Origin of the sequence: Billgrantia montanilacus, assembly GCF_003336675.1 — a bacterium.
Lineage (GTDB): Bacteria > Pseudomonadota > Gammaproteobacteria > Pseudomonadales > Halomonadaceae > Halomonas > Halomonas montanilacus.
The window spans coordinates 364,122-379,933 of the sequence record NZ_QPII01000002.1; the positions used below are offsets into that span (position 1 = coordinate 364,122).

At 65.2% G+C, this 15,812-nt stretch carries 15 protein-coding genes; 12 read left to right on the top strand and 3 right to left on the bottom strand.

From position 1 onward, the window contains the following. Nucleotides 1–57: 57 nt before the first annotated feature. The 11 genes from DU505_RS04325 (at nucleotide 58) to DU505_RS04375 (ending at nucleotide 8,275) form a co-directional block, all read left to right on the top strand. Nucleotides 58–1,005, top strand: a complete 948-nt coding sequence (locus DU505_RS04325) for a calcium/sodium antiporter (protein ID WP_114477760.1) — start codon at nucleotides 58–60, stop codon at nucleotides 1,003–1,005. Between the two features lie 32 nt (nucleotides 1,006–1,037). Beyond that, on the top strand, nucleotides 1,038–2,051 hold the full coding sequence (locus DU505_RS04330; protein ID WP_114477761.1) for a KpsF/GutQ family sugar-phosphate isomerase: 1,014 nt from the start codon (nucleotides 1,038–1,040) through the stop codon (nucleotides 2,049–2,051). 76 nt (nucleotides 2,052–2,127) lie between these two features. After that, nucleotides 2,128–2,685: a KdsC family phosphatase gene (locus tag DU505_RS04335; protein ID WP_114477762.1), complete on the top strand. Its 558-nt coding sequence runs from the start codon at nucleotides 2,128–2,130 to the stop codon at nucleotides 2,683–2,685. A gap of 4 nt (nucleotides 2,686–2,689) precedes the next feature. Then, nucleotides 2,690–3,313, top strand: coding sequence for an LPS export ABC transporter periplasmic protein LptC (gene lptC, locus DU505_RS04340; RefSeq protein ID WP_114477763.1), 624 nt, complete (start codon nucleotides 2,690–2,692; stop codon nucleotides 3,311–3,313). Further along, the gene (lptA, locus tag DU505_RS04345) at nucleotides 3,310–3,837 is read left to right on the top strand and encodes a lipopolysaccharide transport periplasmic protein LptA (protein WP_114477764.1); all 528 of its coding nucleotides are present in this window, start codon (nucleotides 3,310–3,312) and stop codon (nucleotides 3,835–3,837) included. Before lptC ends, lptA begins: the two co-directional genes overlap by 4 nt. Before the next feature lie 7 nt (nucleotides 3,838–3,844). After that, a complete protein-coding gene (gene lptB, locus DU505_RS04350; RefSeq protein WP_114477765.1) occupies nucleotides 3,845–4,570 on the top strand; it encodes an LPS export ABC transporter ATP-binding protein in 726 nt (241 codons plus the stop codon). A 158-nt stretch (nucleotides 4,571–4,728) separates the two neighbouring features. Then, a complete protein-coding gene (locus tag DU505_RS04355; RefSeq protein ID WP_114477766.1) occupies nucleotides 4,729–6,147 on the top strand; it encodes an RNA polymerase factor sigma-54 in 1,419 nt (472 codons plus the stop codon). Nucleotides 6,148–6,255: 108 nt separating this feature from the next. Continuing rightward, nucleotides 6,256–6,564 carry a ribosome hibernation-promoting factor, HPF/YfiA family gene (hpf, locus tag DU505_RS04360; RefSeq protein WP_114477767.1) on the top strand — a complete coding sequence of 103 codons (309 nt, stop codon included), beginning with the start codon at nucleotides 6,256–6,258 and terminating at the stop codon, nucleotides 6,562–6,564. A gap of 5 nt (nucleotides 6,565–6,569) precedes the next feature. Beyond that, nucleotides 6,570–7,040: a PTS IIA-like nitrogen regulatory protein PtsN gene (ptsN, locus tag DU505_RS04365; RefSeq protein ID WP_114477768.1), complete on the top strand. Its 471-nt coding sequence runs from the start codon at nucleotides 6,570–6,572 to the stop codon at nucleotides 7,038–7,040. A 42-nt stretch (nucleotides 7,041–7,082) separates the two neighbouring features. Then, nucleotides 7,083–8,003: an RNase adapter RapZ gene (gene rapZ, locus DU505_RS04370; protein WP_114477769.1), complete on the top strand. Its 921-nt coding sequence runs from the start codon at nucleotides 7,083–7,085 to the stop codon at nucleotides 8,001–8,003. A gap of 2 nt (nucleotides 8,004–8,005) precedes the next feature. Beyond that, nucleotides 8,006–8,275, top strand: a complete 270-nt coding sequence (locus DU505_RS04375) for an HPr family phosphocarrier protein (RefSeq protein ID WP_114477770.1) — start codon at nucleotides 8,006–8,008, stop codon at nucleotides 8,273–8,275. Between the two features lie 91 nt (nucleotides 8,276–8,366). Here DU505_RS04375 and pmbA read toward each other — a convergent pair whose 3' ends face one another. Next, nucleotides 8,367–9,707: a metalloprotease PmbA gene (gene pmbA, locus DU505_RS04380; RefSeq protein ID WP_114477771.1), complete on the bottom strand. Its 1,341-nt coding sequence runs from the start codon at nucleotides 9,705–9,707 to the stop codon at nucleotides 8,367–8,369. Between the two features lie 150 nt (nucleotides 9,708–9,857). On the opposite strand from pmbA, the gene yjgA reads away from it, so the two are divergent. Next, the gene (gene yjgA / locus DU505_RS04385) at nucleotides 9,858–10,364 is read left to right on the top strand and encodes a ribosome biogenesis factor YjgA (RefSeq protein ID WP_114477772.1); all 507 of its coding nucleotides are present in this window, start codon (nucleotides 9,858–9,860) and stop codon (nucleotides 10,362–10,364) included. Nucleotides 10,365–10,526: 162 nt separating this feature from the next. Here yjgA and tldD read toward each other — a convergent pair whose 3' ends face one another. Both tldD and DU505_RS04395 read right to left on the bottom strand, forming a co-directional pair. Next, on the bottom strand, nucleotides 10,527–11,981 hold the full coding sequence (gene tldD / locus DU505_RS04390; protein ID WP_114477773.1) for a metalloprotease TldD: 1,455 nt from the start codon (nucleotides 11,979–11,981) through the stop codon (nucleotides 10,527–10,529). Beyond that, nucleotides 11,978–15,805: a YhdP family phospholipid transporter gene (locus DU505_RS04395; protein ID WP_114477774.1), complete on the bottom strand. Its 3,828-nt coding sequence runs from the start codon at nucleotides 15,803–15,805 to the stop codon at nucleotides 11,978–11,980. Before DU505_RS04395 ends, tldD begins: the two co-directional genes overlap by 4 nt. Nucleotides 15,806–15,812: the final 7 nt, after the last annotated feature.

Here is a 15,812-nt window from a genome sequence, read left to right on the forward strand (position 1 = left end):
ACAGCCCCTCAACACGTCTAATATGCGCCTCCTGAACCCCTCGGCCCTTCTCCGCTCATGCTGATACCCCTACTCATGGTCGCCTTCGGGCTCATCGGACTGGTCTGGAGTGCCGATCGCTTCGTCGGCGCTGCGGCGGCCACCGCCCGCCGCAGCGGGCTGAGTACGCTGCTGATCGGCATGACGGTGGTGGCGCTGGGCACCTCGGCACCGGAAATGGTGGTGGCTGTCATCGCCGCTCTGGATGGGGTTCCCGACCTCGCCACCGGTAACGCCCTGGGTTCGAATATCGCCAATATCGGCCTGGTACTCGGTGTCACTGCCCTGGTGCGGCCGGTCCCCGTCCCCTTCTCCCTGGTGCGACGCGAACTGCCCCTGCTGCTGGGCGCCACCGGTATGGCGGGATATGCCCTGGCCAATGGCATCCTGGGCCGCTTCGACGCCCTGCTCCTCGCCCTGCTGCTGATCTTCAGCCTGTGGTGGCTGGTGCGCGCCGACACCCCGGACACCGTGCCGGCCGACAATATTCCCGACATGCCACTGCTACGTGCGCTCTGCTGGCTGGTTGGCACGCTACTGCTGCTCACGCTCAGCTCCCGAGCGCTGGTATGGGGCGCCAGCGAACTGGCACAGGGCATGGGCGTCAGCGAACTGGTCATCGGCCTCACCGTCGTGGCCATCGGCACCAGCCTGCCGGAACTCGCCGCCTGCGTAGCCAGCGCACTCAAGGGACACCATGACCTGGCTATCGGCAACATCATCGGTTCGAATCTCTTCAACCTGCTGGCGGTGCTACCCATTCCGGCACTGCTCGCGCCCGGACCAGTCGATGCCGCAGCGGCCAGCCGGGACTATCCCGTCATGCTGCTACTGACCCTGGCCATGGCCATGCTATTACTATGGCAGCGCCATGGTCGCATCCAACGACTGCCTGGCGGCTTGTTGCTGGCGATCTATCTCGCCTATCTGGGCTGGTTGGCGCTGGCCGGCAACGGCAGTCCTTGAGTGAAACGCCACAACGGGCAACAATCATCGCCATGACCAATGACACCTCCTACTCCCAGCCTGTCGAACCTGCCGATGGTGAATCGCCACTGCGGAACAGCGCGCGCCGCACCCTGGAGGTCGAACAGCAGGCCATCGCCGCGCTTGCCGACCGTCTGGATAGCCATTTCGATCACGCCTGCGAGCTGATGCTTGCCTGTCAGGGTCGGGTCGTCGTCACCGGCATGGGCAAGTCCGGCCATATTGCCGGCAAGATCGCGGCCACCCTGGCCAGCACCGGCACGCCCGCCTTTTTCGTCCACCCCGGCGAGGCCAGCCATGGTGATCTCGGCATGATTACCCCTGGCGACGTGGTGCTGGCCCTATCGAACTCCGGCGAAACCGGCGAAGTCACCGCCATCCTGCCGCTGCTCAAGCGCCTGGGCACACCGCTCATCAGCATGACGGGGCGCTCCGATTCAACCCTGGCGCGCCATGCCGACGCCCATCTCGACGCCGGTGTCGCCCGGGAAGCCTGCCCCCTGGACCTGGCCCCCACCGCCTCGACCACTGCGGCACTCGCCCTGGGAGACGCACTGGCCGTCGCCCTGCTGGAAGCACGCGGCTTTACCGCCGAGGACTTCGCCCGCTCCCACCCGGGTGGAAGCCTGGGCAAGCGGCTCCTGCTGCGGGTTGCCGATCTCATGCATCAAGGCACGCGATTGCCGAGCGTACCGCTGGGCAGCCCGCTGCGAGATGCCCTGCTGGAGATATCACGCCAGGGGCTCGGCTTCACCTGCGTCGTCGATGAGCAGAATCACCTGATCGGTGTCTATACCGACGGCGATCTGCGTCGCACCCTGGACCAGCATAACGACCTGAGCCAACTGACCGTCGATGACGTGATGACCCGTCCCGGCAAGCGTATCGCTCCCGACCTCCTGGCCGCCGAGGCTGTGCGCGTCATGGAGGACAACCTGATCACGGCCCTGGCCGTAGTCGACACCGAGGGGCACCCGGTCGGCGCCCTGCACATGCACGATCTACTGCGTAGCGGCGTGATCTGACGATCCTTTGAACCCTTGATTCTTCGAGCCTGTGACCTTTTGAAACTCTGACATTATTGAACCACAAGGAGAGCCCATGGCTCTGGCAACCCCGATCAACGACCCCCGCCTCCTCGACCGCCTGCGCAAGATCCGGCTGCTGGCCCTCGACGTCGATGGCGTACTGACCGATGGTCGCCTCTACTTCCAGGCCGACGGCGTGGAGATCAAGGCATTCCACACCCAGGACGGGCTGGGTATCAAGCTGCTGCGCCGCGCCGGGCTCCAGGTTGCCCTGCTGACGGGCCGTGAGTCGCCCATGGTCAGCCATCGCGCCGCGGCGCTGGGCATCGACCACGTCTTCCAGGGTTGCGAAGACAAGCTGGCCACCCTGAGGGAACTCTGTCGCCGCAAGAACCTCTCCCTGGAGCAGGTCGCCTACTGCGGCGACGATCTCCCCGACCTGGCCGCCATCCAGCGCGCCGGCATCGGGATCACCGTCCCAGGGGCGCCCAGCTATATTCACACCCTGGCCGACTGGATCACCGTACGAAGCGGTGGCCACGGCGCCGTTCGCGAGATCTGCGACACCCTGCTCGAAGCCCAGGGTCACCGGGACGCATTGGTCGACACCTATCTTCACGTCCAGCACTGACCGCATGACATTCAAGCAATTGCCCCGCCCCCCGTTTCGATTCTGGCTGCTGCTGATCCTGCTTGGCCTCGGCGCACTGCTGTCATGGATGGCCCCTTGGCAGACTCCCACTCCCGGCCCTGTACCCACCGACGAGGCCGGGGAGCCGGACTACTACCTCGAAGAGGCCAGGCTGACGCGGTTCGACGCCCAGGGACGGGCACACCAGCGCCTGGATAGCCCGCGCCTGGTGCACACCCCTCACGATGACGTCACCCGTGCGGTGACCCCGATTGCCCACATGATCGACCGGGAGGGGCGGGACTGGATCGCCAGTGGCGACGAAGGACGACTCGGTCCCGGAGGCAACCCGCTGACGCTGACCGGCAACGCCCGCCTGCTTGCCCCGGAAGAGCGCTGGCAGCTCGACACCGATATCCTGCACTTCGACGCCGATGTCGGACACGCCTGGAGTGACACTCCGGCGCTGCTCCAGCAGCCGCCCCAACACATCCGTGGAGACCGCTTCGATGCCTGGGTCCATGACAATCGTGCACGATTGACCGACAATGTGCGCGGCCACCACCCCCCGGAGGGCGCCCAGCGGGGCCAGGCCGACGCCGTCAACCCAGAGGATGTCACGCCATGAAGCGATACAAGTTCCCGACCGCCCGAATCCTGCTCACCCTGGCACTGGCTGGCATGGCATGGGGAGGCGGCGCGGCCATGGCCCAGCAGCGCGACGCCGATCAGCCCATTGAGGTGGAAGCCGACCGGCTCGACCTCGATGACACTGCCGGCACCGCCGTCTATACCGGCGACGTGGACATTCGCCAGGGCACCATGCAGCTGACCGGCGACCGAGTGGAGATCCGCCGCAACCAGGCCGGCGAGTTGACTCGCGCCACCGCTACCGGCGAACGCGCCTATATCGAACAGCAGCCCGAGCCCGACGAGCCCGTGGTGCGAGGCTGGGGAAGGACCATCATCTATCATGTCGCCGAACGCCGGGTAGAGCTGATCGACCAAGCCGAGCTGCATCAGCGTGGCGACACCTTCGATGGCGGCTATCTCGAATATTTCCTCGATCGCCGAGTGGTTCAGGCGCGTGCAGAGAGCGAAGGGGTCGAAGGTCGCCAGCGGATTCGCATGACCCTGCAACCGGAGCGCTGATGTGCCAATGAAGACCCTGCGAGCCACCCATCTGGCCAAGAGTTACAAGCGTCGCCGCGTGGTGCACGACATCAGCCTCACCATTGAGCAGGGCAGCATCGTTGGCCTGCTCGGCCCCAACGGCGCCGGCAAGACCACCTCCTTCTACATGATCGTCGGCCTTGTCCGCGCCGACGCCGGGCAAGTGCATATCGACGACCTTGACCTGACCGGATCGGCCATGCATGAGCGTGCTCACGCCGGCATCGGCTATCTCCCTCAGGAGGCCTCGATCTTCCGCAAGCTTTCGGTGGCGGATAACATCATGGCGATTCTCGAGACGCGCAAGGATCTGGACCGGCGCAGCCGCCATGCCCGTCTCGAGGAGCTACTGGAAGACTTCCACGTCACCCATATTCGCGACAATCTCGGCATGAGCCTGTCGGGTGGCGAGCGGCGGAGGGTCGAGATCGCCAGGGCCCTGGCCACCGAGCCCGCCTTCATCCTGCTCGATGAGCCTTTCGCCGGCGTCGACCCCATTTCGGTCGGTGAAATCAAGGGCATCATCCGCCAACTGAAGGCGCGCGACATCGGGGTCCTGATTACCGACCACAACGTTCGCGAGACCCTCGACATCTGCAATACCGCCTACATCGTCGGAGACGGACAGATCATCGCCGAAGGCGACGCCGATGCCATTCTGGCCAATCGCAGGGTGCGTGAAGTCTATCTGGGCGAGGACTTTCGTTTGTAATAGACTCGAACGAGGGCACCACAACCGCTTGTTGTCAATAATTATACGCTCACGCGGCATGAAAATTGCGCATGGCATGCTTATTGCAAACAAAGCACTTGCAAGTCAATCCGCAGCGGGCTAGGGTGGTTTTTTTCGGCAAATGAGCCCCTATTCTCATGGCCATGAAAGCATCCTTGCAACTCCGTGTCGGCACCCAACTGACCATGACTCCCCAGCTACAGCAGGCGATCGCACTGCTGCAGCTATCGACACTCGATCTGCGTCAGGAAATCCAGCAGGCCCTGGAAGCCAACCCCATGCTGGAGCTTGACGACGGCTTCGGCGAACAGACCGCCGAGGAGACCCAAGACGACGACTGGGCCAGCGAAATTCCTTCCGAGCTTTCCACTGACAGCGACTGGACGGATACCTATCCCGATCATGGCACCAGCTCCGGCAGCGGCGAAGGGCCCGATTTCGAGCGCCAGGCCGCCGGCCAGAGCCTTGCCAGCCACTTGATCTGGCAACTGGCGATGACCGACCTGAGCGAGCGCCAGCGCCAGATTGCCGAGAGCCTGATCGATGCCGTGGACGGCACCGGCTACCTGGCGCAGCCGCTGGAAGAGATCCGCGACGGGCTGCGACAGCAGGGCCTGGAGGGCCTGCCGACTCGGGAGGTCGAACAGGTACTGCTGCGCCTGCAGCAATTCGAACCCACCGGCGTCTTTGCCCGGGATCTGCGCGAATGCCTGATGCTTCAGCTCGCGGCACTACCCGACGACACCCCGCTACTGCCACAGGCGCGACGCCTTGTGCGCCAGTTTCTCGAAGCCCTGGCCGGCGATGATCGAAGGCTGCTCAAGCGCCGCCTGGGCCTGGACGATGAGGCCCTGGAGGAGGTGATCGGCCTGATTCGCTCGCTGGACCCACGCCCGGGCAGCGAGTTCGCCGAGGTGGGTGGCAATTACATCACCCCCGACCTGCTCGCCCGCCATGACGAGCGCGGCTGGCGCGTCGAGCTCAATGCCGATGCCCTGCCCAGGCTGCGCATCCAGCCCGACTACGTAGCCCTGGTACGCCGCGCCGACAAGAGCCATGACAACCAGTTCCTCAAGGATCACCTCCAGGAGGCCCGCTGGCTGATGAAGAGCCTGGCCAGCCGTAACGACACCCTGCTGCGGGTGGGCCGCGAGATCATGGCCCGCCAGATCGACTTTCTCGAGCAGGGGGAAGAAGCCATGCGCCCACTGATCCTGGCCGATATTGCCCAGGCCGTGGACATGCACGAGTCGACCATCTCCCGCGTCACGACCCAGAAGTTCATCCACACACCGCGCGGCGTGTTCGAGCTCAAATTCTTCTTCTCCAGCCATGTCGGGGGTGGCGAAGGCGAAGGCGACGCCTATTCCAGCACGGCGATTCGCGCCAGGATCCGTAAGCTGGTTCAGGATGAGCCGCCGCGCAAGCCGCTGTCGGACAGTCGCCTGGTCGACCTGCTGGCCGAGGATGGCATCCGCGTTGCGCGTCGAACCGTCGCCAAATACCGGGAAGCATTGGGCATACCCTCTTCCAGCGACCGCAAGCGATTCCGCTGACTCGATACCCCTGGCTACCCCCCTGCAGGAAACCGGCAAGGGAGGGGTTTGCAGGGCCCTAAAAAGGGTTACAATCGAAGCACCATTCGAAGGACGAAGGAGCTTGTCATGCAAGTCAATATTACCGGCCACCATGTTGAACTGACCGATGCCCTGCGTGACTATGTCAGCGAAAAACTGACCCGCGTGCAGCGCCACTATGACAACATCACCAACGTCCAGGTCACGCTCTCGGTAGAGAAGGAGCGCCAACTGGCCGCCTGCACGCTTCATGCCGCCGGCGCAGACCTTCATGCCGAGGCCACGGATTCCGACATGTACGCCGCTATTGACGCACTGACCGACAAGCTCGATCGGCAACTGGTCAAACACAAGGAAAAGGCCCAGGCCCGCGCCCAAGGCGCCGGCATTCGCTGATTGCCATGACACTGGAAACCATTCTGCCCCCGGAGCGCGCCCTGTTCGACGTGCCCGGTGGCAGCAAAAAGAGGGTGCTGGAGTTCTTCAGCACCTTCATCGCCCAGAACACGCCGAGCCTCGACAGCCAGGAAGTCTTTGCCCGTCTCATCGGGCGGGAGCGCCTGGGCAGCACGGGCATCGGCAATGGCGTGGCCATCCCGCATGCCCGGAGCCCCCACTGCAATAGCCCGGTTGCGGCATTCCTGAAGCTGGCGGAACCCATCGATTTCGATGCCATCGACGGTGAGCCGGTCGACCTGATCTTCGTGCTGCTGGTACCGGAAGAGGCCGACGATACACACCTGGCACTACTCAGCCAGGTCGCCAGCGTGATGAACGACGTCGACACGCGAATGGGGCTACGCAAGAGTACCAGCCAGCGAGAGCTCCACGAGCGACTTCTCGAAGCGATTCGACGACAGACGCCGTCCTGACACACTCCCCGGGCCGCCCGGCCAGCCAACCAGGAGACCCGCATGCAGCTCGTGATCATCAGTGGCCGTTCCGGCTCCGGCAAGTCGATCGCGCTGCAGGCGCTCGAAGACCTGGGTTACTACGCCATCGACAACTTCCCGGCGATGCTGCTGGGGTCGCTGGTGGAGGAACTTCCCAGCGGCCCATCTGGGCAGTCCTCCATCGCCGTGAGCATCGACTCCCGCAACCTGCCCCATGCACTGGAGCGCTTTCCGCGGCTGCTTGAAGAGCTTCGAACGCGAAAGATCGATTGCCAGGTCATCTACCTCACCACTGACGCCCGCATCCTGATCGAGCGATACTCGGCCACGCGACGCCGCCACCCGATGACCCGCGGTAGCGACATGACACTGGGAGAGGCAATCGATTCAGAAGACGCCACCCTCAGCGATATTCGCAACCTGGCGGACCTGATCATCGACACCTCACGGCTTTCGGTCCACGACCTGCGCGGTCGTATCACCGATCAAGTCGCCAGTCACAGGCCCGACCAGTTGACGCTTACTGTGGAGTCCTTCGGCTTCAAGGGGGGCGTACCGCTGGATGCCGATATCGTCTTCGACGCGCGCTGCCTGCCAAACCCCTATTGGGACCCGCGCCTGCGCTCCGCCACCGGCCGCGACCCCAGTATCGTTGCCTTTCTTGAGCAGTATCCGCTGGTCGGCGAGATGCTCGATGACATCATCGGCTGGATCGAGCGCTGGCTCCCCGCCTATCGCAGCAGCCATCGGAGTTACCTTACCGTCGCCATCGGCTGTACCGGGGGGCAACACCGTTCGGTTTATCTGGCCGAACGGCTGGCACACCACCTGGCTCAACGGCAGCCCGACGTCCGCCTGCGACATCGCGAGCTCGGTATCCATACGCCAGTCTCCCCTTCCACGCAGGCCACACCGGAATCGCCTGAAAGCAAGGAGTCCTGAGTGTGGCCAGCCGCAAGCTCATACTGACCAACAAGCGCGGCCTTCATGCCCGGGCGGCCACCAAGCTGGTTCAGTGCTGCCAACCCTTCCAGGCACGCGTCACCGTCAGCCGTGGCGACCAGGATGCCGACGCCTGTAATATCATGTCACTGCTGATGCTGGGTGCCCCGTGCGGCACCGAGCTGACAGTAAGAGCCGAGGGCGAAGACGCCGAGCGCGTACTCGATGCGCTGGAAACCCTGTTCGATGCCCGCTTCGAGGAGGATGCCTGAACGTGTGCCGCTAATCTCAGCGACGCACGCTCGGCAGACTCACACAGACACTGCACTCTTCGGATGGTCCAACTGCGTCTCCGATGCCCCCTCAACCGCCGGCGATGGTCATCTCGTCGATCAGCCAGCTGCCGGAGTGGATGCTGCCACGGGTGTCGATATCGCTACCGACGGCGGCCAGCCCCCTGAACATCGCTTCCAGGTTGGAGGCAATGGTGAACTCTTCCACCGGATACTGGATTTCCCCGTTTTCCACCCAGAAGCCGGCGGCGCCCCGGGAATAATCGCCGGTGACGCCATTGACGCCTTGCCCCATCAGCTCGGTGACGAGCACCCCGCGGCCCATGCGCGCCAGCAGTTCGTCACGGGTTTCCAGCGGAGCGTCGATACGCAGGTTCCGCGCACCGCCGGCGTTGCCGGTGGTCTGCATGTCGAGGCGCCGCGCGCTATAGGCGGACAGCATGTAGCTGGCCAGGCGTCCGCTGTCGATGAAGACATTGTTACGGGTCTGGACCCCATCGTTGTCGAAGGGCGCGCTGGCCATGCCGCCTATCTCCATGGGTCGCTCGTAGAGGGAGAACCAGGCAGGAAAGAGCCCATTACCCAGGCGGTCGCAGAGAAATGAGGCCTGCCGGTAAAGGGAGCCTCCGGCAATCGCACTCATGAGGTGACCGACCAGGCCGCTGGATACCGTGGCATCGAACAGTACTGGCAGGCGCCCGGTATCGGGCCGCCGGGACCCCATGCGACGCAGGGTCTTCTCCGCCGCCGACCGGCCGACCACGTCGGGTGCCAGCAGGTCCTGCGGGTTGCGGGCACTGGTGTAGTCGTAGTCGCGCTGCATTCCACGCTCGTCCTCGGCAATCAGCATGCAGGAAAGCGAATGGCGGCTACCGCATTGGCTGCCCAGGAAACCATGGCTGTTGGCGTAGACCCGCACGCCTTCGCCGCTGGAGAGCGAGGCTCCTTCAGACTGACGTATGCCGGGCTGGCTCCGGCCGGCAGACTCGCAGGCCAGGGCAAGGTCGATGGCCTGCTCGGTGGTCAGCGCCCAAGGGTGGTGAACGTCAAGATCAGGCAACTCCGTCGCCATCAGGGCGGCATCCGCCAGCCCCGCCGCGGGATCCTCGCCGGTGTAACGGGCGATGGCCATGGCTTTCTCCACGACCGCGCGTATCGACTCATCGCTGGCATCCGTCGAGGAAGCGCTGCCCTTTCGCCCCCGCTGATAGACGGTCACCGCGATGCCCTGGTCGCGGGACAGCTCGACGCTTTCCACGTCACCCTCGCGTACGCTGATGCCGATTCCCTGGTCAACGCTGGCACCCACTTCGCAGGCATCGGCGCCCAGGCGGCGTGCCAGTGCCAGTGCCTGCGCGGCACGGGACTCCAGCAGCGGCTGTTGGGCGGCGGCATCGAAAGCCTGTGTCATCTGTCTCTCCCTCATTCACCGGCCCGGCCGGCATTCGAACGTGTCAGTATCCCGCCATACGCTGGCGGGCTGGTATACTGTGTCGCATTGATCCCACGGGTGCGATCAAGCTCACGATACTGTTTACCCATCACACTAGTTGGTAACGGCATGTCCCAGGAAGTCCCTTCACAGCCAGACGAGCGGCCCAGTAAATCCCAGCTCAAGCGCGAGATGCACAAGCTGCAGGCGCTGGGCGAGCAGATCATCGCCATGACCCCCGCCGAACGGTCACGGTTCCCGCTTTCCGATGACCTGTTGGCGGCGGTGGAAGAGACCTCGCGCATCCGCTCCCATGAAGGGCGTCGCCGCCATATGCAGTACGTCGGCAAGCTCATGCGCGGCGAGGACCTCGACGCCATCCAGGCGGTATTCGATTCCATCGAGCAGGAATCCCGCCATCGCGACCTGGCCTTCCACCGCCTGGAGAAATGGCGTGACCGTCTCATCGAGGAGGGCGACGAGGCCGTCGAGACCTTCATCGCCGACTATCCCGATGTCGACCGCCAGGCCCTGCGCCAGCTGATCCGCAACGCTCGTCGCGAGCGCGAACAGGACAAGCCCCCCACCAGCTCACGTCGGCTGTTCCGGCTGATCCGCGATACGGCGGGGCTCTAGCAGCCCAGGCAACACCGCCGGGAGGCCTGCGGCCACCAGTCGCGACGGGAACCGGCGCTCCTACAGCGAAGACTCATAGACAAGTCTCTATTGGAGCGCTCGGCCTGGCACGACCAGCCTTCTACAGTGAGCCTCAAACAGCCTCCGACAAGCCGCCTATCTTCAGGAGGCTGTCCCACCGATAGTGAGTTCATCAAGCTTGAGCGTCGGCTGGCCCACGCCCACCGGCACCCCCTGCCCGTCCTTGCCACAGACGCCGATACCGGTATCCAGCTCCAGGTCGTGGCCGATCATCGAGACTCGCCCCATGGCCTCCGGGCCGTTTCCGATCAGCGTCGCGCCCTTGACCGGCGCGGTGATGCGGCCGTCCTCGATCAGGTAGGCTTCGCTTGCCGAGAAGACGAACTTGCCCGACGTAATATCCACCTGGCCACCGCCGAAGCTGACGGCATAGATGCCGCGTCTGACGCTCTTGATGATATCGGCCGGTTCGTCCTGACCAGCCAGCATGTAGGTATTGGTCATGCGCGGCATCGGCATATGGGCGAAGGATTCGCGACGAGCATTGCCGGTGGGCGCCATGCCCATCAGCCTGGCGTTGAGCTTGTCCTGCATGTAGCCGGTGAGAATGCCGTCCTCGATGAGCGGCGTATACTGCCCCGGCGTGCCCTCGTCATCCACGCTCATGGAACCTCGGCGATCGGCCAGGGTGGCATCGTCGACCACCGTCACACCGGGCGAGGCGACGCGCTGGCCCATGCGCCCGGCAAAGGCCGAGCTCCCCTTGCGATTGAAGTCGCCCTCCAGCCCATGCCCCACCGCCTCGTGCAGCAGGATACCCGGCCAGCCCGGCCCAAGAACCACCGGCAACTGGCCCGCCGGGGCATCCACCGCATCGAGGTTGACCAAGGCCTGACGCACGGCTTCACGGGCATAGCGCTCGGCCACGTTCTCGTCGCGCAGACGGGCCATGGCATAGCGCCCGCCACCACCCGCGCTGCCGCGTTCGCGACGCCCATTCTTCACCGCGATCACACTGACGTTGAATCGCACCAGCGGCCGGATATCCGCCGCAAGGGTGCCGTCACTGGCGCGTACGAGCACGACTTCGTGCACACCGGTAAGCGAGGCGCTGACCTGGGAAACCGACGGATCGGCAGCACGCGCCACACGATCGGCCTCCTTGAGCAGGGCGATCTTCTCCTCGGCCGAAAGACCGGAGAGGGGATCGATGGCGTCGTAGCGTACGCTGGCCTGGCTGATCACCCGGGGCGCCGCCGAAAGCGCAGCCCCGCTACGCACGATGCCAGACGCCGTACGCCCCGTCTCAGCCAGGGCATCGGCCGTGATCTGGTTGGAGTAGGCGAAGCCGGTCTTCTCGCCGGCCATGGCGCGCACGCCTACGCCGCCGTCGATGTTGTAGCCGGCTTCCTTCACCTCGCCATCCTCCAGCACCCAGCTCTCGTGCCAGCTGCGCTGGAAATAGAGGTCGGCGTAATCCACACCGGGAGTGAGCACATGTCTCAGGCCGGCATCCAGCGACTCGAGCCCGAGGCCGCCGGGACGCAACAGGATATCGGTGGCGGTATCGAGCATGGCTTGCGATCGTGTCGTCATTCGGCGGTTTCCAGTGTGATCTGCGGCGAGGTCCAGGGACCGCGCACGCGATAGTGAATTCGGGTGACCCGGTCGATGGCGCGGCCGAATAGGCGATCGGCGATGAACAGGGCGCCGCCCACCACCGGCGCGCCGGCAATAACGGCGGCCAGGGGCAGGCTGCTGCTGACTGGGACTGTGACGCTCAGTTGCTGGTCGAGTTCCCGCCTGGCCAGGTCAACGGTGCCATCGAGCGTGAAGGTCGTTGCCGGCCCGCTGATATTCACGGGGCCCTGTGTCTCCAGCACCCCTTCATAGAGGGTTGCGGCACCAACCACATGATCAAAAGCCGTACCCTGCCCGGTCACGTCGGAAAAGTCCATTCGCAGGCGGCGCACCAGGTTGTCCACGTTGAGCAGGCCGACCAGCCTGGCCGTCGGCGACGCCAGATTGACAAAGCGCCCGTCGCGCAACTCCACGTCGATATTGCCACGCGAGCGGGCCAGCGCGAACTGCCACGGCGCTCCCGGCCAGGCAAGCTGACTTCTGACCCGGGTTTCGCCACTGCGTATGGCCACCGGCTGCCCGAATTTCTCCAGCGCCGTACCCAGATCCCGACCATCCAGGGAGAGCCGGGAACGGGTCAAGCTGTCGCCTGGACCCGCGGACTCCCAGATCACCTCGCCATGGGCCGAAACCTGCCCCAGGGTCAGGCCCAATGGCGACACGGTCAAGCGGTCAGGTTCGCTCTGCCAGCGAGCGGTCAAGGGCCCCATCTGGCGGCCCTGGTACTGGATATCGGCAATCCGCAGGCGTCCATTCGGAAGCTGTTCGACCCAGCCAGGCAGCGGTGCAGGCTCGCTTGCGGTCTCGATTTCATCCAGTAATGCGCCCACGCCCTCCTGTTGAGCCGGTATCAGTCCGTCCAGGGTCAACCGCTGCAGTGCAATGTCGAGGGGGTCGCCCAACGCCGGCCGGTAGTCCAGGTGGCCGATCAACAGGCTGGAATCCATGGCCACACGCCACCCTCCCCCCGCTTGAGGCGCCGCCTGCGCCGTCGCCACACCCAGGCAGCCATCAGCTCCCACCAGGCAGGCCGTTTCCAGCCCCACTCGACGTAGCGGAGGTATTTCAGCAGTCGCGTCCCCGACGTTCGTCAGCGAAGCCAGGACACCCCCCCACTCCCGGAAATCGAGGCGGGGCTGGTAGAGGTCCAGATCCCAGCCCTCGCCGTCGGGCCAGGCCGGGGCGCTGGGCCAACGCCCCAGCCAGACCTGCCCCTGCCCGCCTCCCGGGCCCGGCATGTCTCTCCAGCGCATCCGTAATTCGCTGCCCAGCTCGGCTGCTACGCTGTGCCTGTCCAGGTCGGCGTCAACCCACAGGGAGCGCGCTTCTCCGGCAGCCTTCCCCAGCGGAGCCGGCAGGTCGATGGCGAGGCCCTGCAGGTCGCTCTCCAGGCGGAGCGAGTGGTGATCATCCATGCGCAGCCTCCCCTGCCATGGCAGTCGGCCGGATAGCAGTGTCCCGAGGTCGGGCATGGCGTCCAACTCGAGGAGGCGAGACACCTCGATGGCCCCTTCGAGATCGACTCGGCCAGCCTGGGTATCGATGTCTGCCGTCACGGGGCCACCCAGCAGGCGTGCCTCAAGCCGCCCCTCGAGCCCTCCCTCCTCCTCGCCTCGCTGACGCCAGGCGAGCGGACCGTTCACGTCTCGCAACGTGACACCGAAGTCCCGGTGCATCAATTGTTCCAACGCAACGTTCGTCTCCAAATCCAGTGCCATGCTGTCGGGCTCGCCGAGAAGCAGGCTCAGGTCCAGCTTACCGGTGGCGCCACCGACGCCTCGCCATGGCTCGACCAGTTCCATGCCCTCCACCGGCATCGCCTCGAGATAACGCCGCAGGGCATCGGCATCGGCCATCAGGTCGCCGCTCACCTCAAGATGCTCATCGGCAAGGGTGACGCGGCCGCGACGCACTTCGACGCCGAGGCTTTCTGCATGGTGGACATCGGCGTCAAGGGTTTCGATACCCAGCTGCAATCGACCTTCGACCTGCTCAAGGGCCGGCCAGCCGGGAGCGAAAGGCAGCCGGCCACGCACGATATCCAGGTCCAGTGCCATGCTGGGAGGTACACGCTCCCCCTCTCTGAACATCGGCAGGTGGAGCTTGAAAGAACCCTTGGGTACGAAGCCCGCCACCCCGGAATCCAGCCACTGCTCGAGTTCATCGCCAAGCACGCCGACCGGCAACCAGGACATGAGGGGACGCTCCAGGGCATCGGCGTCACGAAAATGCAGGTCCAGCCCCAGGCCCCCGCGCAGCTCGCCGCCGACCACCAATCCAAAGCTGCCCTCCACCTCGGCACCTTGCCAGCCCGCCTTCAGGCGGCGTCCGCTGACGAAGCTGCGCGGCCCATCATAGGACCAGTTGATCACCCCGCTGGCGTGGGATAGCGCCAAGGGATCGGCAAAGATCTGCGGCAGCTCGAAAACCGGGCCGTCGACGCCGACGAAATGGACGCGCCCGGAGAGATCCCGAGCCTCGACCCAGGCGTCCAGCGGCCCGCCGCCCGGCACACCCTCCCAGGCCGAGACGGCGACCTGGTGAACAGCGGCACGGGCCACCCAGCTGCCGCTTTCACGCCCCACACCCAGACCCGCAACCAGCCCGCGGGGATCGAGCGTCTCGATGACCCGGGTGAGCCCCTCGGGCAGCAGGACCCGCTCTCGCCATGCGGCGAGCGAAGCGAGGTCGAATTCGCTGGTGGTGAGCCACCAGTCGTCGGCGCCATACCGCAGGTACCAGTAGCGCGGCAGCGCTGGTCCCGGTGCTGCCGCCAGCGCCTCGGGTTCGGCCCAGTCGGTGGCCTCGGCATCGCCCTCCAACCAGGCTTCCCAGCCATCGTCACTGCGTAGCCATTGACCGCGGGCCCTGAATGGCTCCATCAGTACAAGATCGTCACCCCGCCGCAGCGCCAGTCGCGGCACATCGACATCCAGCCGTGCATCGGCCAGCGAACCTCGGTGCCAACGCCCCCAAAGCCGGGCATCGCCCTGAGCCTCTTCCAACCGTAGCGGGTCATCAAAGGCTAGCAGCTCGACCAGGCCGATCAGCGTATCAAGCTTCATGTCGGCCTGAAGGGCGGCGCTGAAGTCGCGCAGGCCACCGGGACCCGGAAAAACATTCAGGGCTGCCAGTAGAGCAGGCTCTTCCTGGCCTTCAAGATGCACTTCCCCTTCGAGATGGGCATGACGCTCGTCACCGGTGAGCAGAAGCCGCGGGGCATGCATCTCCACCTGCTCCTGCTGGCCATGCAGCACCAGGCGAACATCCTCGGCCCAGGCACGCTGGCGCAGCAGCACACCTACCCAGAAGTCCAGCGCCTCCAGGTCGAAGTCGCCCTTGGGCATGAGCTCGGGGGGGATGTCTGCGGGGTCAGGCCAGTGCCAGCCACCCTGCGCGTCCTGGTAGAGGTGCAGCGTCAGCCCCTCCAGCCGAGCATCCTCCACCACCAGAAAGCCGTTCATGAGCGTATCGGACGTGTTCAAGCGCAGACTGGCATGCTCGACTTCCAGTAGCGGCACCCCGTCGGGGCCCCGCTGACTGCGGGCGGTCAGCCCACCGCCCTCCAGCAAGAGATCGAGCCCGGCCAGGCGGGACTTCATGCGAGCCAGCTCGACCACAGCTCCCGAGCGAGCTTCGAGCAAGCGCTCAACGCGCGGTGCAAGCTCGTCGACCTGGGTCAATGCCAGGCGTAGCACCAGTACCGCCAGAGCTAATAGCCCCAGCACGATGGCCGCCAGCGTCAGGACCCAGCGGCCTAGCAGACGTATCGGATGCATCGCGGCG

What these genes read in the sequence shown, in the direction of transcription:
- pmbA (WP_114477771.1), bottom strand. Translation starts at nt 9,707, where the DNA reads ATGACACAGGCTTTCGATGCCGCCGCCCAACAGCCGCTGCTGGAGTCC.
- hpf (WP_114477767.1), top strand. Translation starts at nt 6,256, where the DNA reads ATGCAAGTCAATATTACCGGCCACCATGTTGAACTGACCGATGCCCTG.
- tldD (WP_114477773.1), bottom strand. Translation starts at nt 11,981, where the DNA reads ATGACGACACGATCGCAAGCCATGCTCGATACCGCCACCGATATCCTG.
- DU505_RS04330 (WP_114477761.1), top strand. Translation starts at nt 1,038, where the DNA reads ATGACCAATGACACCTCCTACTCCCAGCCTGTCGAACCTGCCGATGGT.
- rapZ (WP_114477769.1), top strand. Translation starts at nt 7,083, where the DNA reads ATGCAGCTCGTGATCATCAGTGGCCGTTCCGGCTCCGGCAAGTCGATC.
- DU505_RS04395 (WP_114477774.1), bottom strand. Translation starts at nt 15,805, where the DNA reads ATGCATCCGATACGTCTGCTAGGCCGCTGGGTCCTGACGCTGGCGGCC.
- DU505_RS04355 (WP_114477766.1), top strand. Translation starts at nt 4,729, where the DNA reads ATGGCCATGAAAGCATCCTTGCAACTCCGTGTCGGCACCCAACTGACC.
- lptB (WP_114477765.1), top strand. Translation starts at nt 3,845, where the DNA reads ATGAAGACCCTGCGAGCCACCCATCTGGCCAAGAGTTACAAGCGTCGC.
- DU505_RS04325 (WP_114477760.1), top strand. Translation starts at nt 58, where the DNA reads ATGCTGATACCCCTACTCATGGTCGCCTTCGGGCTCATCGGACTGGTC.
- DU505_RS04335 (WP_114477762.1), top strand. Translation starts at nt 2,128, where the DNA reads ATGGCTCTGGCAACCCCGATCAACGACCCCCGCCTCCTCGACCGCCTG.
- lptA (WP_114477764.1), top strand. Translation starts at nt 3,310, where the DNA reads ATGAAGCGATACAAGTTCCCGACCGCCCGAATCCTGCTCACCCTGGCA.
- lptC (WP_114477763.1), top strand. Translation starts at nt 2,690, where the DNA reads ATGACATTCAAGCAATTGCCCCGCCCCCCGTTTCGATTCTGGCTGCTG.
- yjgA (WP_114477772.1), top strand. Translation starts at nt 9,858, where the DNA reads ATGTCCCAGGAAGTCCCTTCACAGCCAGACGAGCGGCCCAGTAAATCC.
- ptsN (WP_114477768.1), top strand. Translation starts at nt 6,570, where the DNA reads ATGACACTGGAAACCATTCTGCCCCCGGAGCGCGCCCTGTTCGACGTG.